Below are 21,930 nucleotides of genomic sequence, written 5' to 3' on the forward strand. Positions count from 1 at the left end.
GCTCAGAACTCGACGTCCACGCGCAGTCCGCCCGCGCGCCTCGGCACGAGCTCGAGTCGGGCCCCGTGCCGGTCGGCGACGGCCTGCACGATCGCCAGGCCGAGCCCGTGCCCCCCGGCGCCGTGCACGCGGCGGGCGCCTCGGTGGAACGCCTCGGTCAGGCGGGCGACCTCGTCGGGCTCGAGGACGTCACCGTCGTTGGCGACGCTCAGGAGGCGGCCCCGGAGCACGACCTCGACCCGGCCGCCGGGGCGCCCGTGCCGCAGCGCGTTGTCGACGAGGTTCGTCACGAGGGCGGCGAGCAGTTCGGGGTCCCCCTCGACGACGGCCGGCTCGAGGTCGTCGACCAGCGTGGTGCCGGCCGCGGCGGCCGTCGGCTCAGCCCGGGCGAGCGCGTCGACGACGAGCTCGCGCAGGTCGACGGGGCGGTCGTCGCCCTGGCCGGCGGTCGCGTCCGCCAGGGTGAGCAGCGCCTCCACCGTCCTCAGGCTGCGGGTGTTGGTCTCGCGCAGCCGCGTGCCGAGACGTTCGAGGTCGACGCTCTGCGGCTCGGCGAGGGCGACGTCGAGCATCGCCTGGGTCGTCGCCAGCGGGGTCCGGAGCTCGTGGGAGGCGTTCGCGGCGAAGCGCTGCTGCGCCCGGTACGAGCCGTCGAGGCGCTCGAGCATGTCGTCGAACGCGTTCGCGAGGCGGTGGAACTCGTCGTGGGGACCGGCCAGCGCGAGGCGGTCGTGGTCGAGCGTCGGGCGCCTGCTCGTCTGGCCGAGCTCGGCCTCGCGTGCCGCGTCGGCGAGGTGGTCGAGGGGCCGCAGGAGGCGCCCGGCGAGCAGCCAGCTCAGCCAGGCGCCCAGCGCGAGCACGACGACGAAGACCACGAGGGACGTCGTGAGCAGCACGCGGAGCAGGTCGCCCTCACCGTTGATGGTCAGCGAGTCGGAGATCAGCGTGTCGGTCAGGCCGGTCGCGTCGGGGGCGACGGGGACGCGCTCGGAGGTCGGGGCCGGCGTCGGGGCCGTGACCTCGCTGGGGCGCATGTCGACCGCGGGGCCGACGACGGCGGTGATGGCGTAGCGGGGGAGGTACCGCATGACCACGACGACGCTCGTCACGATCGCGGCGCCGACCACGAAGAGCAGCCCCGTGAAGGTCAGGGTCAGCCTCGCCCGCGCGCTCAGTCGGCGTCGCTGCCAGTAGGTGCCGGTGCCGGGGCGCCTCACCGGGAGAGTCCCGTGCGGCCGACGTCCGAGGCGTCCCCACGAGTGCGGGCGGCCGCGTCGGTGCCCGTGCCCGTGCCCGCGTGCGTGTCCGTGTCCGTGTCGGGCAGCAGCCGGTAGCCGACGCCGGGCACGGTGTGGATCATCCACGGCTCGCCCAGCCGCTGGCGGAGGTTCGAGATGGTGACGCGGACCGAGTTCGTGAACGGGTCGGCGTTCTCGTCCCAGGCCTTCTCGAGCAGGTGCTCGGCGCTGACGACCCCGCCCTCGGCTGCCAGCAGCACGCCGAGCACCGCGAACTCCTTGCGGGTCAGCCGCACGTGGCGTCCGGAGCGCTCGACCTCGTGCCGGAACGGGTCCCAGCGCAGCGACCCGCAGCGGAGCACCGGAGGCGCCGCCCGGCGAGGGCGGCGCGCCAGCGACCGCAGGCGGGCGACCAGCTCGGGGAACTCCACCGGCTTCGTGAGGTAGTCGTCCGCCCCGAGCTCGAGACCGCCGACGCGGTCGCGCAGGGCGCCGGCGGCGGTCAGCATCAGCACGGCGGGCCCGTCGGGCGTCGCGGCGATCGCGGCGCAGACGTCGTCGCCGTGGACGCCCGGGAGGTCGCGGTCGAGCACGACGGCGTCGTAGTCCACCACGGCCAGGCGCTCGAGGGCGGCCTCGCCGTCGGGCGCGACGTCGACCGACATCGACGCGCGCTCGAGCGTGGTCTGCACGGCCTCGGCCAGCCAGGGCTCGTCCTCGACGACCAGTACGCGCACGGAGTTCCTCTCGATCGGGCGACGGGAGCGGATGCGCTTCCGGAGGAAGTGTCACATGTGACCTGTCACGTCAGCATAAAGCGGGCTGTTTACGACCTCGCAACGCGCTGGACGGTGGGATCGTCGTCGTCCCTCTCCGAGCGGACCGGGAGCGGCCGCGTGGTCGCCCCGCACCTCCTCCAGCGAAGGAACAGACCATGACCACCACCTCCCGCACCTCCCGTGCGCTGTTCGCCCTGGCCGCCGTGCCCCTCCTCGTCGTCGCCCTCGCCGCCTGCACCTCGGGCGACGGCGACGCGACGCCGGACGTGAAGAGCGACTCGCAGGTCTCCTCCGACGCGCAGAAGTGGGACGTCGCGAACGCGTCGTGCCTGCGCAGCGAGGGCATCGACATGCCGGACCCCTCCGCCGACGGCATGAAGCAGGGCATCCCCATGACCGGCGACATGGACGCCATGACCGCGTCCATCGACAAGTGCGAGAAGAAGGTCACGGACGAGCTCGGCCCGAGGCCCGTGACGGCCCAGGAGAAGAAGCTCCAGAAGGAGTTCGAGGAGCAGGCACGTGAGTCCGCGAAGTGCCTCCGCGAGAAGGGCTACGACGTCGCCGACCCGAGCGAGGGCGGCTCCGGCCTCGGCAACGGCGCGGAGGACGTCCCCGACGACGTCCTCGAGGCCTGCGGCGGGGCGGCGGGCAACGGCTCCGTGACGGTGCAGAAGTGACCTCGGTCGAGAACGACGCCGGCACCTCTCCGGGTCGCGGGCGCCGACGCCGCTGGGTGTGGCTGTCCGTCGCCGCCGTCGCGACCGCGGCCGTGGTCGTCACGGGAGTCGTGCTCGTCGGCCCGCCGGGCGGGGCCGCCGCCGACGCCGACGGCGAGTCCGGCGCGGGTGCGGCCGCCCCGACGGTCACGGCGAAGGTGACCCGGGGCGACCTCACCGGCGTCACGCAGAAGGCCGGCAAGCTCAGCCTCCTCGGCGGCCCGGCGGTCGTCGCCGGACTCGGCGGCACCGTCACGGAGCTGCCTGCCCCCGGGACGGAGCTCACGTCCCGCTCGGTGCTGTACCGGGTGGACGACACGCCCGTGCTCGCCGTCGAGGGGTCGCTGCCCCAGTGGCGCAGCATCGAGTCCGGGATGACCGACGGGCCCGACGTCGGGCAGCTCGAGCGCAGCCTCGTCGCGTGGGGCTTCCTCATGGGCACGGCGAACGACCACTTCGACGCGCGGACCGAGGCGGCCGTGAAGGCGTGGCAGAAAGAGCTCGGGCTGCCCCGCACCGGCGCGCTCGAGAAGGGGCGCATCCAGTTCGTCACGGGCACCTTCACCGCGGGCGAGGCCGGGGTCGCCGTCGGCGACGAGGTCGGCGCGGGGGCCCCGCTCTACCCGACCTCCCGTAGGGACCGCGTCGTCACCGTCGACCTGCCCGTCGGCTCCCCCCTCGCCCGCCTCGACGGGGTGGTGACGATCGACCTGCCGACCGGAGGGGCCGCCGCCGGAAGAGTCACCGGAGTCGGAGCGCCTCGTGACGCCGACGGCAAGACCGTCGTCGCCGTCTCGGTGTCGTTCGACGACCCGGCCGCCGCGGGGGACCTGACGGCAGCCGCCGTCCAGGTCGGGTTCCGGTCGGAGGTCCGCGAGGGCGTCCTGTCCGTGCCCGTCACGGCGCTCGGCGCCGCCAGCGGCGGCGGGTTCGTCGTCGAGGTCGTCGGCGGGGCCTCGGGCTCACGCCTGGTGCCCGTCGAGGTCGGCCTGTTCGCGGGAGACCGGGTCGAGATCTCGGGCGACGTCTCCGAGGGCGACGAGGTCGTGGTGCCCGCATGAGCACATCGGCAGTGGCCCCGACGTCGCCAGCGGGCGCGCCCGACCCGGTCGTCGAGCTCCGCGACGTCGGACGCACCTACGGCCGGCCGCCGACCGTCGCGCTCGCCGACGTCTCCCTGACCGTGCAGCGCGGCGAGCTGCTCGCGGTCGTCGGCCCGTCCGGGTCGGGCAAGTCGACCCTGCTCAACGTGCTCGGCACCCTCGACCGGCCGACGACGGGGACCGTCCTGATCGACGGTGTCGACGTCGCGGCCCAGAGCGACCGCGCCCTCTCGGGGCTGCGGGCCCACCGCATCGGCTTCGTGTTCCAGCAGTTCCACCTCAGCGAGGGCGTCTCGGCGGTCGACAACGTCGCCGCGGGGCTCCTCTACTCGGGCGTGCCACAGCGGTCGCGACGCCAGCGGGCGGTGGCGGCCCTCGAGCGGGTCGGACTCGGGCACCGGCTCGACCACGAGCCGAACCAGCTGTCGGGCGGGGAACGCCAACGCGTCGCGATCGCCCGGGCCGTGGTGCACCGGCCGCCGCTGCTGCTGGCCGACGAGCCCACCGGCAACCTCGACAGCCGCGCCGGCGCCGGCATCGTCGAGCTGCTGCACGAGCTGCACCGGGAGGGGACGTCGATCATCGTCATCACCCACGACGTCGACCTCGCAGCCCGTCTTCCCCGACGCGTGACCATCCGGGACGGCCACGTGGTGGACGACAGCTCGTCGCCGACCGCGCCGACGCCGGGTCCGGGCGGCCTGCCCACGCTCGCCCCGAGCAGAGGAGCCCTCTCATGACCGACCCGACCGCATCACGGCTGCTCCCGGCGGACGTCCTCCGCCTGGGAGCGTCCGGACTCCTCACCCGCCCCACCAGGGCCCTGCTCTCCGCCCTCGGGATCGCGATCGGCATCGCCGCGATGATCGCCGTCGTCGGCATCTCCACCTCGAGCCAGGCTCGGCTCGCAGCGCAGCTCGACACGCTCGGGACCAACCTGCTCGAGGCCAGCCAGGGGCAGGACCTCTTCGGGGAGAAGACGCCGTTGCCCCTGACCACGCTGGGGTCGGCAGCACGGGTCGACGGTGTCGAGTCGGTCGCGTCGACGGGGCTCGTCGCCGACACCGGCGTCTACCGCAGCGCCGCCGTTCCCGAGGGCGAGACCGGCGGGATCGCGGTGCGGACCGCCTCCTCGGGGCTGCTCGACGTGCTCGGCACGGACCTCGCCGCCGGCATCTGGTTCACGGACGGCACCGCGTCCTATCCCACCGTGGTGCTCGGATCGGCCGCTGCCGAGGCCCTCGGCGTCAGCAGGCCCGGCCAGCACGTGCTCGTCGGGAAGACCGAGCACCTCGTCATCGGGGTGCTCGAGCCCTCTCCGCTCGCGTCGGATGTCGACCGCTCCGCGCTGATCGGCGAGCGGGACGCCGAGGTGCTCACCGGCGCCGCCGTGCCGCCCTCGGCGGTGTACCTGAGGGTCGACGACGAGAGGGTCGACGAGGTGCGCGAGCTGATCGCGCCGACCATCCGCCCCGACGCGCCCTCCGAGGTCAGCGTGGCACGCCCCTCCGACGCCCTCGCCGCCAGGCAGGCGGCCGACCAGGCGTTCACCGGGCTGCTCGTGGGCCTGGGGTCGGTGGCCCTGCTCGTCGGCGGGATCGGCGTCGCGAACACGATGGTGATCTCGGTGCTCGAGCGGCGCCGCGAGATCGGGCTCCGTCGCGCGCTCGGGGCCACGAAGGCCCACGTGCGCGACCAGTTCCTCGCCGAGGCGCTGCTGCTGTCGCTGCTGGGCGGGGTCGGGGGGATCGTGCTCGGCCTGGCGGTCACCGCGGTGTTCGCGGCCTCGCGAGGGTGGCCGCTCGCCGTGCCGCCGGCCGTGCTCGGCGCCGGCCTCGGAGCGACCCTGCTGATCGGCGCGATCGCCGGGCTCTGGCCTGCGGTCCGCGCCGCGCGGACCCCGCGGACGGAGGCCCTGCAGTCGTGAGCCCGCGCCGTCGTCCCCGGCCTGTGACCTGCCTGCGCGTCCGGACGGCGACGAGCGTCGCGGAGTCTCCTGGTGGGGGTCCGTGCTGGACGGGCCGACGACGAGAGGACGACGACATGGGTCTCATGGACAGCGCGAAGGACGCGCTCAGCAGCGACAAGGGCGAGAAGGCCACCGACGCGGGGATCGACAAGGCCGAGCAGGCCGCCTCGCAGAAGACCGGCGGAAAGTACGACGACAAGATCGACAAGGCCGGCGACGCCGCCGACGGCAAGGTCGGCCACTGAGCCGACGCCCCAGACGAACGACCCGGTGCCCGGAACGGCGCCGGGTCGTTCGTCGTCAGGTCGTTCGGCGTCGTGTCGTTCGGCGTCGGGCCTGTCCGACGTCGGGCCGCCCGTGTCGCGGGCGACGCCTCACGTGCCCGCAGCCGCGAGCACGAGGCCGCCGGCCGCGGCGACGAGCACGACGGCCCACGGCGGGGTCCGCCATGCCGTCATCAGCACGAAGCACACGAGCGCGAGGCAGAACGCCCCGGTCGACGTGATCGCCGTCGTCACCACCGGGTCCCAGAGCGCGGCCGCGAGCAGCCCGACGACCGCGGCCCCCGCGCCCCGCATGACGCCGCGCAGCCAGGCGCGGTCCCGCAGCGCCGCCCAGAACGGCAGCACCCCGACGAGGAGGAGCAGGCCCGGCGCGAAGACCGCCAGCGTCGCGAGCAGGGCGCCGACGGCACCTCCCGGGCCGAGCGTCGTCACGGCGCCGAGGTAGGTGGCGAGGGTGAAGAGCGGGCCGGGCACGGCCTGGGCCGCCGCGTACCCCGTGAGGAACGCCTCCTCGGTCACCCAGCCCGGGTCGACGAGGCCCGCCTGCAGCAGCGGCAGCACCACGTGGCCGCCCCCGAACACCAGGGCTCCCGACCGGTAGAAGACGTCGACGAGGGCGACCGCCTCCGAGCCGGTCGCGCGGGCGAGCAGCGGCAGGCCGCCGAGCAGCGCGCCGAAGACCGCGAGGCACGTGACGGCGGCCCTCCGAGGAACGGCGGCCGCCCACGCCGCGGGTGCCTCCGGCGGGGAGGCGTCCGTGCCGCCGGCCGGGTCGCTCGCGCCGCGGAGCAGCCACAGCCCCGCCAGCACCCCGACGGCGATCGCGGAGAGCTGCCCCGCCGAGCCCGGCAGCGCGAGCGCGAGCACGGCGGCGACCACGGCGACGGAGGCGCGGGTCCGGTCGGCAGCCAGCGAGCGGGCCATCCCCGCGACGGCGTGCGCGACGATCGCCACCGCGCCGATCGTGAGGCCCGACACGAGCGCGGCACCCGCCGGACCCTCGAGGAACCCGACGCCCGAGGCGACCGCGAGCATGAGGAGGGCCGACGGGAGGGTGAAGGCTGCGAACGCGGCGAGGGCGCCGACCGGGCCGGCGCGCAGCAGGCCGAGGCCGAAGCCGACCTGGCTCGAGGCCGGACCGGGGAGGAACTGGCCCAGCACGACGAGGTCGCCGTAGTCGGCATCGCCGAGCCAGCGCCTCCGCTCGACGAGCTCGGCTCGGAAGAAGCCGAGGTGCGCGACCGGGCCGCCGAACGACGTGACGCCGAGCACGGCGAAGGCGCGCAGCACCTCGGACGGCGTGCCGGGGCGCGGTGCCGCCCCCTGGGGGGCGTCGCCCGTCCGGTCCGTCCTGTCCACGGAGTCCATCGTGGCGGACCTGGAGGTGGCGGGCCGACGGGCGAGGTGGACCACCGGTGACGAACGGGTGACCACCGCGTGCCGGTGCCCTGGGACTTCCGTCACATCCGAGCCGTGGAAGACTCGACGACGTGCGCATCCTCCTCGTCCGACACGGCCAGAGCACCGCCAACGCCGCAGGTGCCGTCTCCAGCGCGGCCCCCGGCCCCGACCTCACCGACCTCGGTCGCGAACAGGCCGAGGCCCTCGCCGGGACGCTGGGCGACGACCGGATCGACGCCGTCTACGCGTCGACGCTGGTCAGGGCCCAGCAGACCGCCTCCCCCCTCGCCGCCCGCCTCGGGCTCGACGTCGTCGTCCGTGACGGACTGCACGAGATCGAGGCCGGCGACCTCGAGGACCGCACCGACGAGGAGGCGCTCCGGGGCTACGTCCTGCCGCTGATCGCCTGGGCAGGGGGAGACCTCACGGCCTCGGCCCCGGGCGCCCCGGACGGCCACGCGTTCTTCGAGCGGTTCGACGCCGCGATCGCGGACATCGTCGCGCTGCACCGCGACGACGACCACGCGACCGTGGTGGTCGTCGGCCACGGCGCCGCCACCCGCGTCTGGCTCGGCGGCCGCGCGCTCAACGTCGACCCCGAGTTCACGACCAGCACCGAGATGGAGAACACGGGCGTCATCGAGGTCACCGGTTCGCCCGAGGCCGGCTGGACGGTCGTGAGCTGGCAGGGGGCGCCGGTCGGCGTCGCCGCCCCGAACGACCCGACGGGCGAGGCACTCGACGAGACGGTCGACGCGGACTGACGCACCTCGGGCTACGGGCGCCGGTAGTCGTCGTCCGACACGTGCTCGAGCCACGTCGTGGTCGTCGACGGGTCGTCGGCCGACTCGATCATCGCGAGGTGCTCCATGTAGTCGTCGGGAGTCGCGCCGTGCCAGTGCTGCTCGCCCGGAGGCGTGTAGATCGTCTGGCCGGGCAACGCCTCGACCACGGTGCCGTCCCGCGAGCCGAGCAGCGCGACGCCCTCGGTGACGTGCAGGGTCTGCCCCCTCGCGTGCGAGTGCCAGGCGGTGCGGGCGCCGGGCAGGAACCGCACCTTCACCACCGTCATCCGGTCGCCGTCCTGCTGCGGCGACGCGATCGCGTCGAGCCAGACGTCGCCGGTGAACTGCTCGGGCGGGTTCTTGACGGTGGGCGTCTTCGGGACGATCTGCACGGGTGCTCCTCGGTCGTGGGGGAGCGGCCGGCCGGGCGGCGGCCGCTCGCACCGCCGCGGGGCTGACCGCGAGGCGCACCTCGACGCTACGACGGCGACCCGCCGCCCGGGGTGCCCTGCTGGTGCCCCTGTGGAGCCGGGGCCGACGCCCGGTGCCGGGGAGGGGTCACGCCGATGGCTGGCAGGACGGAAGGAGGCGCGGCACCCGACGGGCACCGCGCCTCCTTCGTCCCAGGGCCGGGGGCCGGCGTCAGTCGGGCAGCGGCGCCGCGTAGACGCGGAAGTCGCCCTTCTCGGCGTGCATCGTCCACAGGGTGTCGGCGAGCACCTCCGGCTCGTGGGCAGGGTCGCCGCCGCCGATGCCGAGCGGGATGATCAGCTGTCCGACGTGGATGCCCTCGGGCGCCAGCGCGCCGTGCAGCAGCTCCGCGTACGCGCTCTCGCCCGCGAACGCGACGGCCGTGCCCGTGACGCCGTCGCGCGGTCGCACCGCGCTGGCGCCGTTGACGAAGAGGAGCGTGCCGCCGCCGATGCTGCGCATCCCCGGGATCACCTGGTGCGCCGCCGTCGCCGGGCCGTAGATCGAGAACTCGACCGGGCCGACGAGGTCGTCGGCGACGGTCTCGAGGACGGGGCGCATGAACTCCTTGGCGGGGAGGGGGCTGTACTGCAGCACCTCGATCGGCCCGAGGCGGGAGGCGGCCTGCCCGAGCGCGGAGACGAGCGAGGGGCGGTCGCGCACGTCGGCGACGAAGCCGGCGGCCGTGTGCCCCTCGGCGACGAGGGTCGCGGCGAGCTCGTCGACCCTGGCCTGGTCGCGGGCGATCAGCGCGATGCTGAGGCCCTCGCGGGCGAAGCGGCGGGCGACGGCCAGGCCGAGGCCCTGGCCGGCGCCGATGATGGCGAGTGTGGTCATGGCCCGACCCTACGGACGCCCGAGGAGGCGTGACGCACCCTGCCAGGGAACGCCCGGCGCACGAAGCACCCCGGAGTGGGGCGGGGCCCCCCCCCCCCCCGGGGGGGCGGGGCCCACCCGGGGGGGGGGGGGGGGGGGGGGGGGGGGCCGGGCCGGGGGGCGGGGGGGGGGGGCGGGGGCGGGGGCGGGGGGGGGGGGGCCGGGGCCCCCCCCCCCCCCCCCGCGCCCCCCCCCCCCCGGGGGCCCGCCCCCCCCCCCCCCCCGGGGGGGCCCCCCCCCCCACTCCGGGGTGCGGCGCGAGCGGCGGTTGTCGGCCGGGCCGGGCGGCCGGGCCGGGCGGCCGGGCCGGGCGGCCGGGCCGGGCTGGGTCAGGAGGCGCGCTCACGCAGCAGCGCCGCCTCCTCGTCGGGGGTGAGACCGGCACGGCGTGGACGGTCGACGCCGCGCGCGATCTCGTCGTGGCGCACTCGGGTCATCGTCTCGGCGAGGGGGCGGGTGGTCCCGCCCGCGGCACGGAACGCGGCCGTGCTGCGCCGGGCGAAGCCGGACGCCTCGAGCGGCAGCCAGAGCGGGAGCGACCGGGGTCCCGCCCACCACCGCACGTCGTGCTCGAGCAGCCAGGCGTCGTCGACCGCCACGAGCTCGACGTCGGTGCCGGACGCGACCCGCGCCTCCTCGATCACCTCGGCCAGGGGCACGGGCTCGCCGGCGGCGGTGAAGGCTCCGAGGAGGCGGTCGCGACCCGCCAGCACCACCCACGCCGCGAGGTCGGCCACGTCGATCACCTGCGCCCAGCGTCCCTCGGTCGTGGGCACGAGCATGCGGCCGCCCCGCAGCATCCGCGCGGGCCAGTGGCCGAACCGGTCGCTCGGGTCGCCCGGACCCACGACGAGCGAGGGCCGGACGACGAGGAGGCGGTCGCCCAGCCGGGCGGCGGAGGTGCGCTCCGCCCAGGCCTTCTGCTGCGCGTAGAGGTCGGGAGCGGCGTCGTCGGGGCGCTCGCCGACCGCGACGAGCTCGGCGGACTCGTCGGCGCCCGGCTCGTCGTCGCGGGCGTGGACGCTGACGGACGAGACGAGGGTCCAGTGCCGGGCGCGTGCGGCCAGGGCGTCCAGCGCGCCCTCGACGAGGCCGGGCGTCGTCGCGAGCTCGACGACCTCGTCCCACTCGTGGTCGACGCGGGCCACCGCGTCGTAGGCGCCGGGGCGGGTGCGGTCGGACCGGACCAGCGCTGCTCCCTCGGGGGCGCCTCCTGTGCTGCCTCGGGCGAGGCAGGTGACGTCGGCTCCGTCGGCCACCGCCTGCCGCGCGATCTCGTGGCCGAGCCACCCCGTCCCGCCGAGCACCAGCACCTTGCGCATGCGGGCCAGTCTGCCGTGTCCGCGGCGTGCCGGCGCACGCTCCGGGACTGCGGCAGACCCCTCGGACCCGCGCAGACCCCTCCGCGCGCCGACGGGTGTGCGCGGATCCACGGGGCCTCGAGTCGTGGGGATCGCACAGGGGGCGGAGGCAGAGAGAGGGCACGACCACCACGCAGGTGGCCGTGCCCGGGTCGATGTTGTCCGCATCTGAGCTTCACGGGCAGGGGAGCGGAGCAACACCGGCCGGTGAAGACGCATGGTGACGCCTTCGACCCGGTGGACGGTACGCCCTTCGAGCGGGGCCCGTCCGCATCCCGGTCAGGGCCCGGTCGGCACCGGGGCGAGCGGACGCCGGGATCGTGCACGACGCCCCCAGGTGGTGACGGTCTACCGTCGAGGACATGTCCGTCACCCTCCCTGCCCCTGGCCGCCTCGACGACCGCGCCGTCGTCGTCACCGGAGCGAGCTCCGGGATCGGCCGCGAGGCCGCCCGGGCGCTGTCGGAGCTCGGCGCGACCGTCGCGGTCGTCGGCCGGAACCCGGAACGCACCCGCGCGGTCGCCGACGAGGTCGGCGGCACCGCCTACCTCGCCGACTTCGCCGACCTCGCCTCGGTGCGCTCGCTCGCCGACCAGCTCCTGGCCGACCTGCCCCGCATCCACGTGCTCGCCAACAACGCCGGGGCCACGATCGCGGAGCGTCAGCGCACCTCCGACGGGTTCGAGCTGACGTTCCAGGGCAACCACCTGGCGCCGTTCCTGCTGACCTCGCTGCTGCTGCCGCGCATGGTCGAGACGGCGGCCGACCACGCGCCCGGCACGGTGCGCGTGGTCCAGACCTCCAGCGCCGGCAACCTCTTCGGCCGGGTCGACCTGGCCGACCTCGACGGCGACCACGAGCGCTGGTACGGCGGGTTCCGCGCCTACGGCACCTCGAAGCTGCTCAACATCCTCTTCACCCGCGAGCTCGCCCGTCGCCTCGGCAGCACGGGGGTCGACGCGTTCGCGTTCCACCCCGGCTTCGTCGCCTCGGGCTTCGGCGGGAACGGCCCCGTCGCCACCTTCGCCAAGCGCGCGGCCGTGTCGACCGAGCAGGGGGCCGAGCCCCTGGTGCGTCTCGCGGCGGCGCCGACGGTGCCCGCGCCGAGCGGCAACTACTTCGACCGGCTCCGCGCGCCGGGCCGCGTCGCGGCGCAGGCCGGCGACCGCGACCTGATGCGCGACCTCTGGGAGCGGAGCGCCGATCTGCTCGGCATCCCGTCCGACCCGCTCGCCTGAGCAGGAGCACGGGGGAGGCGCGGGTCAGGTGATCCTGACCCGCGCCTCCGTCGTCCCTCGCGTCCTCGGCGCGGCTCGCCTCAGTACGCGACGGAGATGTGCTCGCGGCGGTGCGCCGGCGTCTCGAGCTCGTCGACGATCGCGAGCGCGAAGTCGGCGCCGCTGACGGCGGAGACGCCGGCCTCGTCGGTGAAGGCGACCTCGCCGCCGACGCGGTAGCGGCCCAGCGCATCGCCGGGCGCGTACGCACCGAACTGCATCGCGGGCGACACGAACGTGAAGTCCAGCGACTCGGCACTGGCGAGCAGCTCGCCGAGCACCTCGTTCATCTGCAGCGCCTCGCCCGCGTACTCCGGCGGGATCTGGCCGGTCTCGGCCTGGCGCGGCCCGCCCTCCTCGAGGCGCAGCGAGCTGTAGCCGCCGACGACGACGAAGCGGGCGCCGTGCTGCTCGGCGAGGGCCGCGAGCTCGCGGTCGACCTCGACGATGCGTCCGTCGAGCTCGCCGCGGGGCGAGAGGCTCGAGACGACGACCTCGGCGTCGGCGACGGCGCGGGCGCGCACGTCGGCGTCCACCAGCGACCCGGTCTCGTAGCGGACGCCCTCGACGCGGGCCTCCTCGGCGGGCACGCTGCGGCTGACCGAGACGACCTCGTGGCTGCGGCGCGCGGCCTCGGCGACGATCGCGCTGCCGGCGTAGCCGGTCCCTCCGACGACGGTGATGCGGGTCATGGCGTTCTCCTTCTGGTTCTTCTGTCCGTGGGGCTTCGCGGCTACGCTAGGTCCATTGGTCACTGATGGGAAGTAGGCACTTTTTGGTAACTATTACCAGCTCAGAGGCTGCCCCGGCGGCTGCTCCCGCTCCTCCTGCGGGCGGTCCGCCCCCGCTCGACCCGTACGCCGCGGGCTGCCCGTCGCGCCGTCTGCTCGACCGCATCGGCGACCGCTGGACGGTGCTCGTCGTCGGCTCCCTCGGCACGGGCCCGCTGCGCTTCTCCGACATCCGGAGGCGCGTCGAGGGCATCTCGCAGAAGATGCTGACGCAGACCCTCCGGGGGCTCGAGCGCGACGGCCTCGTCACCCGAACCGTCTTCGCCGAGGTCCCGCCGCGCGTCGTCTACGAGCTGACGGAGGCGGGCGAGACGCTCCGGACGCCGCTGCGCGCCCTCGAGGAGTGGTCGATCGCCCACTTCGGGCAGGTGTCCGGCGCCTGGGCCGAGTACGACGAGAGGGCAGGCGGAGGCGCGGAGGGCTGACGCAGGAGGCCGGCGGCCCTGCAGGCCCGGTCGTGGGCACCGGGGTGGACGCAGCCCGGCACGAGTCGTATGGTCGACCCGTGATCATCACCGCAGTCGCGCTGCCCTCGGGGCGTCAGGAGGTCGTCGGCGCACTCTCCGCCGGCGGCAGGTAGTCGCACAGTCGACACCCCCTCCCTCCTCCCCTGATCACTGCTCATGTGCGCCGTCGTGCGCGCACCTCCTCGCCCCTCTACGTGCCTGCCTGCCGTCGAGTGGTCACTTCTCGTCCGTCCCCGTCGTGGGATCGACCGGAGCTGACCACTCGTCGTGCGGGCACGTCCTGACGGGGCCGGGGCAGGTGCGCGCGGCCCGATGCCCGAGCACCCCTACCGACTGGTGAATCCCTGATGCTGCCCCTGACCGCCTCCGCCCTCCGCACCTCCTTCGCGAACGCCTCGCGCAAGGAGACCTCCGACCTCGTGCTCCCGCCCGACCTCGACGCCCTCGACTGGGACTCCCTCGAGTTCGTCGGCTGGCGCGACCCGAAGCTGCCCCGCCGGGCCTGGGTCGTCGTGCCCGTCGACGGCGAGCCCGTCGGCCTCGTGCTGCGCCAGGCCGAGGCCACGCCCCGGTCCCGCGCCCAGTGCAGCTGGTGCCAGGACGTGACCCTGCCCGCTCCGGTCGCCTTCTTCAGCGCGAAGCGGGCCGGTGCTGCCGGACGCAACGGCGACACCGTCGGCACTCTCGTCTGCGCCGGGTTCGAGTGCAGCGCGAACGCCCACCGCCCGCCGCCGCCCGCGTACCTCGGCTTCGACGTCGCGGCCGCCGTCGAGCAGCGCGTGCTCAGCCTGCGCGAGCGGACCGCCGGGTTCGCCCGGACGGTGGTCGACGGGCGCTGACCAGCACGCGAGGGCGTGAAAGGTCAGTCGAGGAGGCGCCCCACGGCCACGCGCACGATCGCACGCTGGGCGTCTACGTCGGGCGTCCGCGGCTGGTCGTCGGGCAGGCCCGGCAGCTGCACCCACGCCGACGCGATCGCCAGCACGAGGGCGAAGAGGTCGTCGGGCGACCACGGCGGTGCCTCCGCCGACGCAGCCGTCGCGTCCACCGCCAGGCTGGCGCCGACGAGGCGCTCGAGGTGACCGACGGAGGTGGCCCGCACGCTCTCGAGGACCCCGAACGACGCCGCCCAGTCGTGCCGCTGCTCGAGCCGGGCCCAGGCGAGGAGGCGCTGGTTGGCGGGGTTGTCGACGAGATGGTCGAAGACGGCTACCGCGAAGTCCTCCACCGAGGCGAAGTCGGCCGAGGCGGCCTCGCCGAGGTGGGCGAAGGACGCGTTCAGCACCGCGGTGAAGAGCGACTCCTTGTCGCCGTAGTGCGCGTAGAGCCGCTCCTTGCTGCAGGCAGCCGCCGCGGCGATCCGGTCGACGCGGGCACCGGCGAGGCCGTGCTCGGCGAACTCCGCCGTGGCCGCCGCGAGGATGCGGCGGCGCGTCTCGTCCGCGTCGTAGGCCATGCGGCGAGATTAGCCCCTTACGAAGCCAACCAACTAGTAGGTAGTATCGCCAGGTCCACGACGGCCGCCCGTCGTGCGGCCCCCCGGAGCCCGGGGCCCAGAACCAGGAGAACAGTGACCACCTCAGCAGCACGGCCCGCCACCGGGTCGCACCAGACCGCACCTCCGTCCGACGCGCCCGCGTCCGCCCGCCGTTGGTGGGTGCTCGTCATCGTCGGGCTCGCGCAGCTCGTCGTCGTCCTCGACGGCACCATCGTCAACATCGCCCTGCCGCAGGCCCAGGCCGAGCTCGGCCTCTCGGACGAGAACCGCCAGTGGGTCGTCACGGCCTACGCCCTCGCCTTCGGCGCCCTGCTGCTGCTCGGCGGTCGCATCGCCGACTTCTGGGGCCGCAAGCGCACCTTCATCGTCGGCATGGTCGGCTTCGGCGCCGCGTCGGCCTTCGGCGGTCTCGTCTCGACCGGCGAGCTGCTCGTCACCGCCCGTGCGCTGCAGGGCGTCTTCGCCGCGCTGCTCGCCCCGGCCGCCCTGGCCGTGCTCACCACGACCTTCTCCCGGGGGCGCGAGCGCAACACCGCCTTCGCCGTCTTCGGCGCCATCTCGGGTGCGGGCGCGGCCGTCGGCCTCGTGCTCGGCGGCGTCCTCACGGAGTTCGTCAGCTGGCGCTGGTGCCTCCTCGTCAACGTGCCGATCGTGATCGTCGCGATCGTCGCCGCCGCGCTCGTCGTGCGCGAGAGCAAGGCCGAGGGCGACAACCGGCTCGACGTCGTCGGCACGGTCGTCGTGGCCCTCGGCCTCGCGTCGCTGGTCTACGGCTTCACCCAGGCCGAGGACGGCTGGGGCAGCCCCGTCGTGATCGGCTTCATCGCCCTCGGCGCCGGCCTGCTCGCCCTGTTCGTGCTCGTCCAGAAGCGCAGCGACCACCCCCTCCTGCCCCTCGGCGTGCTCACGAACCGCGTGCGCGGGGGAGCGTTCCTCGTCCAGCTGATCGTCGGCAGCGTCATGATCGGCGCCCTGCTCTACCTGACGTTCCACCTGCAGATCGTGCTGGGCTTCGGCCCGCTCGAGGCCGGTCTCGCGACCCTGCCGATGACGCTCGTCATCATGGTGATGGCCCCGGTCCTCACGAAGCTGCTGCCGGTGATCGGACCGCGCCTCCTCATGATCGTCGGGCCGATCGTGGCCGCCACGGGCCTGTTCTGGCTGTCGTTCATCACGGCCGACGGCGGGTACGCGACGCACGTGCTGCCCCCGCTGATCGTCATGGGCGTCGGCCTGGCGGGGATCTTCGTGCCGATGCAGAACCTCGCGCTGGCCGGGGTCGCGCCGCACGAGGCCGGCGCGGCCAGTGCCACCTCGAACGCGATGATGCAGATCGGCGGCTCGATCGGGCTCGCGGTCTACACGAACCTGTACGCGTCGGCCGTGGCCGGCAGCACCGCGGGCGGGCTCGGAGCGCTCGTGGACGGCTACTCGGCGGCGTTCGTCGCGGCCGCGGTCGCCGCGTTCGTCGCCGCGCCGATCTCGTTCTTCATGATCCGCGGCACGAAGGAGGAGCTGCTCCCGAGCGGCCCCGTCGTGCACCTGGGCTGAGCCCGTCCACGCGAAGGAGGCGCGGTGTCGGTCTGACCGGCACCGCGCCTCCTCCGTCTCGTGGGCCTGGCACCACCGAGTGGGCGCAACACCGCCTCAGCGGGCGGTGTTCCGTTCACTCGGCGGTGTCGGAGCAGGCCCGTCGCCGCGAGCAGAGGGGGCGAGCGGCCGGGCTACTCGGCCTTCTCGGTCTGCCACTTCTCGGGGGCACGGTCGCCGTTGGGGCGGACCGGGCGCACGTCGCCGACGATCGGGATGGCGCGCTTGCGCAGGGCCCACATGTAGCGGACGAAGAAGTGGGTCAGCGTCGACAGGCGGTTGCCGTTGCCGAGCAGGCTCGTGATGTGCACGAAGACCCAGAGCAGCCAGGCGACTGGCCCGGTCATCGTGAAGCCGTTCGGCAGCTGCACCACGGCCGCGTTCGTGCCGACCGTGGCCATCGTGCCCTTGTCGTGGTACTTGAACGGCGTGGACGGCTTGCCGGCGAGGAGGCGCTCGATCTGCTCGCCGATGTGCTCGCCGCCCTGGATGGCCGGCTGGGCGAGCTGGGCGAGGGCGTCGTCGGTCGCCGCGATGTCGCCGGCGGCCCAGATGCGGTCGAGGCCCTTGACCGTGAGGTCGTCGTTGACCTGGATGCGGCCGCCGTGGGTCTGCGGGACGCCCCACGCGGCGACCTCGGCGTGCGCGGCGACGCCGGTCGCCCACACGACGAGCTCGGCGGGGATGAACTCGCCCGACGTGGTGTGCACGCCGTCGGGCGTGACCTCGTCGACGCCCGTGTCGAGCCGCAGGTCGACGCCGCGCTTGCGCAGCACCTTCGCGGCGTAGCGACGGAGGCGCGGCGCGAACGGCTTGAGGAGCTCGCCGCTGCGGTGCACCAGCGTGATCGTGATGCTCGAGGCGTCGATCTCGGGGTAGGCGTCCTTGAGGGCCTGGTCGCGCAGCTCGGCCAGTGCTCCGGCCATCTCGACGCCGGTCGCGCCGCCGCCGACGATGACGACCCGCACCTCGCCGCTGCCCTGCGACGCCGCCGCGTTCTCGAGCTGCGTGAAGAGCTCGTCGCGGATGCGGAGGGCCTGCGAGCGGGAGTACATCGAGTAGGCGAACTCGTAGGCGCCCTTGGTGCCGAAGTAGCTCGTGTTCACGCCGTTCGCGAGGACGAGCGCGTCGTACGAGATCTCCTCGCCGTCACGGAGCGTGATGACGCGCTCGTCGGCCCGGACGGTCGTGAGGAGCCCGTGCCGGAAGTCGGCGTTCGACTGCTTCGAGCGGAGGCTGCGGAGGAAGTACGTGACGTCGCCGGCGTTCAGGCCTCCGGTCGCGACCTGGTACATGAGCGGCTGGAACATGTTGTAGACGTGCCGGTCGATCAGCGTGATGTCGACGTCGGCGTCCTTGAGGGCGCGCATCGTCGCGATGCCGGCGAAGCCGCCGCCGACCACGACGACGTGGGGCCGGGTGACGTGCTCGTCGGAGGTGCGGTCGTCGGACATGAGGGTGCTCCTGCGGGGTGCTCGGTTCGTGGCGGAGGTCGCCGGTGACCCCGATCTGCAGGCGGCTGGTTCCTCCGCCCGTGTCAGGTTACTCGCCTGCGAGGCGCCCTCGGACACCCTTCTGCAGGCTGCGCAACGACTGTTGTCCAGCGAGGGAGAGCGGTCCTCGCGGGGCAGGGCGGCGTAGCGTCGTCGTCACCGGATCAGAGGGCCCCGCGCGAGCGGACGGCCGAGGGGGTACAACGTCGTGACAGGACACCACCGTCGAGGCTGCCGCGTGCGGGGCGAGCGTCCGTGAAGGGCTACGTCCTCTGGCGTCGGGACGCGTCGCCCGTCGTCCGCCGCGACCGCGAGGGCGACGACCGCCTGCGGCTGGTGGCGTCCCTCGAGGACCTCGTGCCCCTCGGCGCCGAGATCGCCGGGCTCGTGATCGACGACGACACGGACACGGACACGGGCCACGAGACGCAGGACGCGTCGTCGTCGGCCGACCCGGACCCGGACGACCGGCCGCTCGCGCCCGTCGTCCCGCTCTTCTCCGCCGACCGTCCCGCTCGTCGCCGTCGCCGCCTCCACCGCTGACGTCGAGCTCTCGGGCTCGGGCTAGGGTCGTGACGACCGTCGCGCACCGGGCCGACGGCAGTCGAGGAGGCGCGCAGCCGTGACCGAGGTCGTCCTGTTCCACCACGCCCAGGGCCTGACCCGCGGGGTCGTCGCCTTCGCTGACGCGTTGCGGGCCGCCGGCCACGTCGTGCACACGCCCGACCTGTACGAGGGGCGCACCTTCGACTCCATCGACGAGGGCCTCGAGTTCGTGCACGGCCTCGGCGTCGGCGAGGTCGCCGCCCGCGGGGTCCGCTCGGCCGCCGACTTCGACGCCGACGTCGTCTACGCGGGCTTCTCGCTGGGCGTGCTGCCCGCGCAGCACCTGGCGCAGTCGCGCCCCGGTGCCCGCGGCGCGCTCTTCTTCCACGCCTGCGTGCCCGCGGCCGAGTTCGGCACCTGGCCGGCCGGCCTCGCCCTGCAGGTGCACGGCATGGACCACGACCCCTTCTTCGCCGACGAGGGCGACCTCGACGCCGCCCGCGAGCTCGTGGCCCAGCTGCGGGCCGACGACCCCGGGGCCGACGCCGAGGTCTTCACCTACCCCGGCAGCGAGCACCTCTTCGCCGACTCGTCGCTGGCCGCGTACGAGCCGGCCGCGTCGGCGCTGCTCACGGAGCGCGCGCTCGCGTTCCTCGCACGGCACTAGCGGAGGGTCGGCGAGAGGCGGCGACCGGGCGGGCCGAGGTCTGCCTGGGTCCTCGCCCGCACCTCCGGGGCAGAGTGGAGCGACCGCGGCACCCCCGACGTCGGGGGCGGACCCGCGGCACTCCACGAGAGAGGGACCAGACATGGGCGACACCACGAACGCACGCGACGACGACACGACGACCGGGACGGGCGTCGACGCAGGCTCCGGCGTCGAGGACGACGGCCGGTCGCCCCTCGGCCAGCAGGGCGCCTTCCGTGACGCGGAGGGGACGAGCGCCGACACCGAGTCGTCCGAGCAGGACGGCACGGAGAGCGTGCCGCGCGCGGGCGGCGGCCCGGCGCCGACGGACGGCACGGGCACGAGCGGCACGGGCGTGACCGGCTCGGCAGCCGTCAGCTAGTCCGCGCCGCAGTCCGCAGGAAGGCCCCGTCCCGGGAGGACGGGGCCTTCCTGCGTGTCCGGCCACCGGTGCAGAGCTGGCCCTCGACGTACCCCGTCGACCCGGACCTCGGCGGGCTCGCCGGCGCGGATTGTCACTGCTGGAGGGAGCCGTGGTCAAGCCCCCCTGCCCCTTTGTCCCCCTGATGCTCGTTCCTGGGACGAGCCTCCCCGAGCTCGGGACAGATTGAGGCGACCACAGACGACCGTGGTCACCACGGTCACGACCCTGGAGAGATTCGACATGAGCGACACCAACGGAGACGGCGCCACGCCGTCGACCCCCGTGTACGACCAGGCCGCCGAGACCGGCTCGCCGCTCGGCGAGGCCGGTGCCTACCGCGACGTCGAGAGCAGCCTCGAGCGTCCTCTCGACGACTCGAGCGGCGGCGGGAAGGCCGACGCGGCGAAGGGCGAGGCAGGCAAGGTCGCCGGCGACGCCGCGGAGCAGGCCGCGAACGTGGCCGGCAGCGCCAAGGAGCAGGCCGGCAAGGTCGCCTCGGAGGCCGCCGACCACGCCAAGCAGCTCTTCGGCCAGACGACGTCCGAGCTGAGGGACCAGGCCGGTGCGCAGCAGGAGAAGGCCGCGGCCGGCCTCCGCACCGTCGGTCAGCAGCTCGAGTCGATGGCGCAGGGCTCCGACAGCGGAGTCGCGCAGCAGCTCGTCGGCAACCTGTCGGGCCGCGCGCACGGCGTCGCCGAGTGGCTCGAGGGGCGCGACCCGGGGTCGCTGCTCGACGACGTCAAGCAGTTCGCCGCGCGCAAGCCCGGCACCTTCATCGCGATCGCCGCGGTCTCCGGCCTGCTCGCCGGCCGCGTCGTCAAGTCGCTGACCGCCGAGGCGAAGGACGAGCACGGGGCCGCGTCGACCTCCGCCCCGAGCGCCGGCACCTCGACCACGGGCGCGGCGCAGGCCACGGGTGCCGCGCACACCACGGGTACCTCGACCACCGGCCCGATCGCCGGCGAGTACGACGTCGTCACCGAGGGCGACGTCCCCGGTCTCGGCGCGACGGGCGGCACCGCCGGCACGAGCACCGCCGGCACGAGCACCAGCAGCGTGCCCGGCACCTGGCCCGACTCCACGGGGGCGCGCCCGTGACCGATCCGACCACGGGGGCGGCGTACCCGTCCTCTCCCGTCGGCGGCCCGGACCCCCGGGTCCCCGGCCCCGACTCACCCGCTCCGGAGGAACGCGCGGCGAACACGTCACTCGGCGACCTGCTGAGCGGCGTGACCGGTGACATCTCCACCCTCTTCCGCCAGGAGGTCGAGCTGGCCAAGGCCGAGCTCAGCGTCTCGGCCAAGAAGGCGGGCAAGGGCGCCGGCATGTTCGGCGGTGCCGGGCTCACCGGCCTGTTCGCCCTGCTGTTCCTGTCGCTGGCGGCCATGTGGGGCCTCGGCTCCCTCATCGGCCTCGGCTGGTCGTCGCTGATCATCGCGGTGATCTACGGCGTCGTCGCGCTCGTGCTGTTCCTGCGCGGCAAGAAGGAGCTGAAGCAGATCCAGGGGGCGCCGAAGACGGTCGACTCCCTCAAGAAGATCCCCGACACCGTGAAGCCTGGAGGCACCGCATGACCAACGCAGACGGGTCGAAGACCCCCGAGGAGATCCGCGCCGAGATCGAGCGCACCCGCGCCGGACTCAGCTACGACGTCGACACGCTGGCCGACAAGGTCGACCCGACGAGCATCGCCCACCGCCAGACCGACAAGGTCAAGGGCAGGTTGACCACCATGAAGGAGTCCGTCATGGGCACCGCCCACAGCGGCACGAGCAGCGTCTCCGGGGCAGCCTCCGGCGCCGTGGACTCGGCCGAGGAGACCGCGCACCGGGCAGTGGGCAAGGCCAAGGGCAACCCGCTCGCCGTGGGGCTCATCGCCTTCGGCGTCGGCGCGCTCGTCGCCTCGCTCATCCCCGCGTCCGACGCCGAGCAGGAGCTGGCCGCCACGGCCAAGGACAAGGCCGGGCCTGCCGTCGACGCTGCCGAGGGCGCCGCGAAGGACGTCGCGCAGAACCTGAAGGAGCCCGCCCAGGAGGCGTTCTCCAGCGTGGCGGACACCGCGCAGGAGGCGGCGGGCACCGTCAAGAGCGACGCCCAGTCGGCCGTCGGCGACGTCGAGGACAGCGCCCAGCAGTCGAAGGACACCGTCCAGGGCGCCTGAGCCCGTCAC

25 protein-coding genes are annotated in these 21,930 nt (G+C 74.6%); 16 read left to right on the top strand and 9 right to left on the bottom strand.

The window, feature by feature from the left end; all coding sequences use genetic code 11:
• Nucleotides 1-2 precede the first annotated feature (2 nt).
• Entirely contained in the window at nt 3-1,217 is a 1,215-nt protein-coding gene (locus EDF18_RS09175) for a HAMP domain-containing sensor histidine kinase (RefSeq protein WP_123547530.1), read from the bottom strand.
• Nucleotides 1,214-1,975: a response regulator transcription factor gene (locus tag EDF18_RS09180; protein WP_123547531.1), complete on the bottom strand. Its 762-nt coding sequence runs from the start codon at nt 1,973-1,975 to the stop codon at nt 1,214-1,216. The genes EDF18_RS09175 and EDF18_RS09180 overlap by 4 nt, the downstream gene beginning before the upstream one ends.
• Nucleotides 1,976-2,172: 197 nt before the next feature.
• Between EDF18_RS09180 and EDF18_RS09185 the strand changes: the two genes are divergently transcribed.
• The 5 genes from EDF18_RS09185 (at nt 2,173) to EDF18_RS09205 (ending at nt 6,053) form a co-directional block, all read left to right on the top strand.
• Nucleotides 2,173-2,697, top strand: coding sequence for a hypothetical protein (locus EDF18_RS09185; protein ID WP_123547532.1), 525 nt, complete (start codon nt 2,173-2,175; stop codon nt 2,695-2,697).
• Entirely contained in the window at nt 2,694-3,797 is a 1,104-nt protein-coding gene (locus EDF18_RS09190) for a peptidoglycan-binding protein (RefSeq protein ID WP_123547533.1), read from the top strand. The genes EDF18_RS09185 and EDF18_RS09190 overlap by 4 nt, the downstream gene beginning before the upstream one ends.
• On the top strand, nt 3,794-4,579 hold the full coding sequence (locus tag EDF18_RS09195; RefSeq protein WP_123547534.1) for an ABC transporter ATP-binding protein: 786 nt from the start codon (nt 3,794-3,796) through the stop codon (nt 4,577-4,579). Before EDF18_RS09190 ends, EDF18_RS09195 begins: the two co-directional genes overlap by 4 nt.
• Nucleotides 4,576-5,766 carry an ABC transporter permease gene (locus EDF18_RS09200; RefSeq protein ID WP_123547535.1) on the top strand — a complete coding sequence of 397 codons (1,191 nt, stop codon included), beginning with the start codon at nt 4,576-4,578 and terminating at the stop codon, nt 5,764-5,766. The genes EDF18_RS09195 and EDF18_RS09200 overlap by 4 nt, the downstream gene beginning before the upstream one ends.
• 116 nt (nt 5,767-5,882) lie before the next feature.
• Entirely contained in the window at nt 5,883-6,053 is a 171-nt protein-coding gene (locus EDF18_RS09205; protein WP_123547536.1) for an antitoxin, read from the top strand.
• A gap of 129 nt (nt 6,054-6,182) precedes the next feature.
• On the opposite strand, the gene chrA is transcribed toward EDF18_RS09205, so the two are convergent.
• Nucleotides 6,183-7,451, bottom strand: a complete 1,269-nt coding sequence (gene chrA / locus EDF18_RS09210; protein ID WP_233569084.1) for a chromate efflux transporter — start codon at nt 7,449-7,451, stop codon at nt 6,183-6,185.
• 131 nt (nt 7,452-7,582) lie between these two features.
• Between chrA and EDF18_RS09215 the strand changes: the two genes are divergently transcribed.
• Nucleotides 7,583-8,257 carry a histidine phosphatase family protein gene (locus EDF18_RS09215; RefSeq protein WP_123547538.1) on the top strand — a complete coding sequence of 225 codons (675 nt, stop codon included), beginning with the start codon at nt 7,583-7,585 and terminating at the stop codon, nt 8,255-8,257.
• Nucleotides 8,258-8,268: 11 nt separating this feature from the next.
• Here EDF18_RS09215 and EDF18_RS09220 read toward each other — a convergent pair whose 3' ends face one another.
• The 3 genes from EDF18_RS09220 to EDF18_RS09240 all read right to left on the bottom strand — a co-directional run bounded on the left by EDF18_RS09220 (nt 8,269) and on the right by EDF18_RS09240 (nt 10,947).
• On the bottom strand, nt 8,269-8,670 hold the full coding sequence (locus EDF18_RS09220) for a cupin domain-containing protein (protein WP_123547539.1): 402 nt from the start codon (nt 8,668-8,670) through the stop codon (nt 8,269-8,271).
• A gap of 250 nt (nt 8,671-8,920) precedes the next feature.
• The gene (locus tag EDF18_RS09225) at nt 8,921-9,586 is read right to left on the bottom strand and encodes an SDR family NAD(P)-dependent oxidoreductase (RefSeq protein WP_123547540.1); all 666 of its coding nucleotides are present in this window, start codon (nt 9,584-9,586) and stop codon (nt 8,921-8,923) included.
• A 368-nt stretch (nt 9,587-9,954) separates the two neighbouring features.
• Nucleotides 9,955-10,947: an NAD-dependent epimerase/dehydratase family protein gene (locus EDF18_RS09240; protein WP_123547541.1), complete on the bottom strand. Its 993-nt coding sequence runs from the start codon at nt 10,945-10,947 to the stop codon at nt 9,955-9,957.
• Nucleotides 10,948-11,348: 401 nt separating this feature from the next.
• Between EDF18_RS09240 and EDF18_RS09245 the strand changes: the two genes are divergently transcribed.
• Complete coding sequence (locus EDF18_RS09245) at nt 11,349-12,224, top strand: SDR family NAD(P)-dependent oxidoreductase (RefSeq protein WP_123547542.1); 876 nt, start codon at nt 11,349-11,351, stop codon at nt 12,222-12,224.
• An 80-nt stretch (nt 12,225-12,304) separates the two neighbouring features.
• Here the strand turns inward: EDF18_RS09245 and EDF18_RS09250 are convergent, their stop codons facing one another.
• On the bottom strand, nt 12,305-12,955 hold the full coding sequence (locus EDF18_RS09250) for an NAD(P)-dependent oxidoreductase (protein WP_123547543.1): 651 nt from the start codon (nt 12,953-12,955) through the stop codon (nt 12,305-12,307).
• Between the two features lie 65 nt (nt 12,956-13,020).
• On the opposite strand from EDF18_RS09250, the gene EDF18_RS09255 reads away from it, so the two are divergent.
• Together EDF18_RS09255 and EDF18_RS09260 are read left to right on the top strand one after the other, a co-directional pair.
• Nucleotides 13,021-13,479 (top strand): helix-turn-helix domain-containing protein, encoded by a 459-nt coding sequence (locus EDF18_RS09255; RefSeq protein WP_123547544.1) that lies wholly within the window; start codon nt 13,021-13,023, stop codon nt 13,477-13,479.
• 389 nt (nt 13,480-13,868) lie between these two features.
• The gene (locus EDF18_RS09260) at nt 13,869-14,360 is read left to right on the top strand and encodes an FBP domain-containing protein (RefSeq protein WP_123547545.1); all 492 of its coding nucleotides are present in this window, start codon (nt 13,869-13,871) and stop codon (nt 14,358-14,360) included.
• Nucleotides 14,361-14,383: 23 nt separating this feature from the next.
• Here EDF18_RS09260 and EDF18_RS09265 read toward each other — a convergent pair whose 3' ends face one another.
• Nucleotides 14,384-14,977 (bottom strand): TetR/AcrR family transcriptional regulator, encoded by a 594-nt coding sequence (locus tag EDF18_RS09265; protein WP_123547546.1) that lies wholly within the window; start codon nt 14,975-14,977, stop codon nt 14,384-14,386.
• A 114-nt stretch (nt 14,978-15,091) separates the two neighbouring features.
• On the opposite strand from EDF18_RS09265, the gene EDF18_RS09270 reads away from it, so the two are divergent.
• Nucleotides 15,092-16,570, top strand: a complete 1,479-nt coding sequence (locus EDF18_RS09270) for an MFS transporter (protein WP_123547547.1) — start codon at nt 15,092-15,094, stop codon at nt 16,568-16,570.
• 173 nt (nt 16,571-16,743) lie between these two features.
• Here the strand turns inward: EDF18_RS09270 and EDF18_RS09275 are convergent, their stop codons facing one another.
• Nucleotides 16,744-18,063, bottom strand: a complete 1,320-nt coding sequence (locus EDF18_RS09275; protein ID WP_123547548.1) for an NAD(P)/FAD-dependent oxidoreductase — start codon at nt 18,061-18,063, stop codon at nt 16,744-16,746.
• A 294-nt stretch (nt 18,064-18,357) separates the two neighbouring features.
• On the opposite strand from EDF18_RS09275, the gene EDF18_RS09285 reads away from it, so the two are divergent.
• The 6 genes from EDF18_RS09285 (at nt 18,358) to EDF18_RS09310 (ending at nt 21,921) form a co-directional block, all read left to right on the top strand.
• Nucleotides 18,358-18,645, top strand: coding sequence for a hypothetical protein (locus tag EDF18_RS09285; protein WP_123547550.1), 288 nt, complete (start codon nt 18,358-18,360; stop codon nt 18,643-18,645).
• Between the two features lie 79 nt (nt 18,646-18,724).
• Nucleotides 18,725-19,315: a dienelactone hydrolase family protein gene (locus tag EDF18_RS09290; RefSeq protein WP_123547551.1), complete on the top strand. Its 591-nt coding sequence runs from the start codon at nt 18,725-18,727 to the stop codon at nt 19,313-19,315.
• Between the two features lie 142 nt (nt 19,316-19,457).
• Nucleotides 19,458-19,718, top strand: coding sequence for a hypothetical protein (locus EDF18_RS09295; protein WP_123547552.1), 261 nt, complete (start codon nt 19,458-19,460; stop codon nt 19,716-19,718).
• A gap of 282 nt (nt 19,719-20,000) precedes the next feature.
• Complete coding sequence (locus EDF18_RS09300) at nt 20,001-20,858, top strand: hypothetical protein (RefSeq protein ID WP_148050074.1); 858 nt, start codon at nt 20,001-20,003, stop codon at nt 20,856-20,858.
• Between the two features lie 119 nt (nt 20,859-20,977).
• Nucleotides 20,978-21,334 carry a phage holin family protein gene (locus tag EDF18_RS09305; RefSeq protein ID WP_233569147.1) on the top strand — a complete coding sequence of 119 codons (357 nt, stop codon included), beginning with the start codon at nt 20,978-20,980 and terminating at the stop codon, nt 21,332-21,334.
• The gene (locus tag EDF18_RS09310) at nt 21,331-21,921 is read left to right on the top strand and encodes a DUF3618 domain-containing protein (RefSeq protein WP_123547555.1); all 591 of its coding nucleotides are present in this window, start codon (nt 21,331-21,333) and stop codon (nt 21,919-21,921) included. Before EDF18_RS09305 ends, EDF18_RS09310 begins: the two co-directional genes overlap by 4 nt.
• The last annotated feature ends 9 nt before the right edge of the window (nt 21,922-21,930 follow it).

The organism is Frigoribacterium sp. PhB107, assembly GCF_003751515.1.
In the GTDB taxonomy this organism is placed as follows: Bacteria; Actinomycetota; Actinomycetes; order Actinomycetales; family Microbacteriaceae; genus Frigoribacterium.

Bases quoted from the DNA above. Each gene is read 5' to 3' on its own strand.
- EDF18_RS09240 (WP_123547541.1), bottom strand. From the start codon at position 10,947: ATGCGCAAGGTGCTGGTGCTCGGCGGGACGGGGTGGCTCGGCCACGAG.
- EDF18_RS09200 (WP_123547535.1), top strand. From the start codon at position 4,576: ATGACCGACCCGACCGCATCACGGCTGCTCCCGGCGGACGTCCTCCGC.
- EDF18_RS09205 (WP_123547536.1), top strand. From the start codon at position 5,883: ATGGGTCTCATGGACAGCGCGAAGGACGCGCTCAGCAGCGACAAGGGC.
- EDF18_RS09300 (WP_148050074.1), top strand. From the start codon at position 20,001: ATGAGCGACACCAACGGAGACGGCGCCACGCCGTCGACCCCCGTGTAC.
- EDF18_RS09310 (WP_123547555.1), top strand. From the start codon at position 21,331: ATGACCAACGCAGACGGGTCGAAGACCCCCGAGGAGATCCGCGCCGAG.
- EDF18_RS09265 (WP_123547546.1), bottom strand. From the start codon at position 14,977: ATGGCCTACGACGCGGACGAGACGCGCCGCCGCATCCTCGCGGCGGCC.
- EDF18_RS09260 (WP_123547545.1), top strand. From the start codon at position 13,869: ATGCTGCCCCTGACCGCCTCCGCCCTCCGCACCTCCTTCGCGAACGCC.
- EDF18_RS09195 (WP_123547534.1), top strand. From the start codon at position 3,794: ATGAGCACATCGGCAGTGGCCCCGACGTCGCCAGCGGGCGCGCCCGAC.
- EDF18_RS09245 (WP_123547542.1), top strand. From the start codon at position 11,349: ATGTCCGTCACCCTCCCTGCCCCTGGCCGCCTCGACGACCGCGCCGTC.
- EDF18_RS09275 (WP_123547548.1), bottom strand. From the start codon at position 18,063: ATGTCCGACGACCGCACCTCCGACGAGCACGTCACCCGGCCCCACGTC.
- EDF18_RS09295 (WP_123547552.1), top strand. From the start codon at position 19,458: ATGGGCGACACCACGAACGCACGCGACGACGACACGACGACCGGGACG.
- EDF18_RS09255 (WP_123547544.1), top strand. From the start codon at position 13,021: ATGGGAAGTAGGCACTTTTTGGTAACTATTACCAGCTCAGAGGCTGCC.
- EDF18_RS09225 (WP_123547540.1), bottom strand. From the start codon at position 9,586: ATGACCACACTCGCCATCATCGGCGCCGGCCAGGGCCTCGGCCTGGCC.
- EDF18_RS09185 (WP_123547532.1), top strand. From the start codon at position 2,173: ATGACCACCACCTCCCGCACCTCCCGTGCGCTGTTCGCCCTGGCCGCC.
- EDF18_RS09250 (WP_123547543.1), bottom strand. From the start codon at position 12,955: ATGACCCGCATCACCGTCGTCGGAGGGACCGGCTACGCCGGCAGCGCG.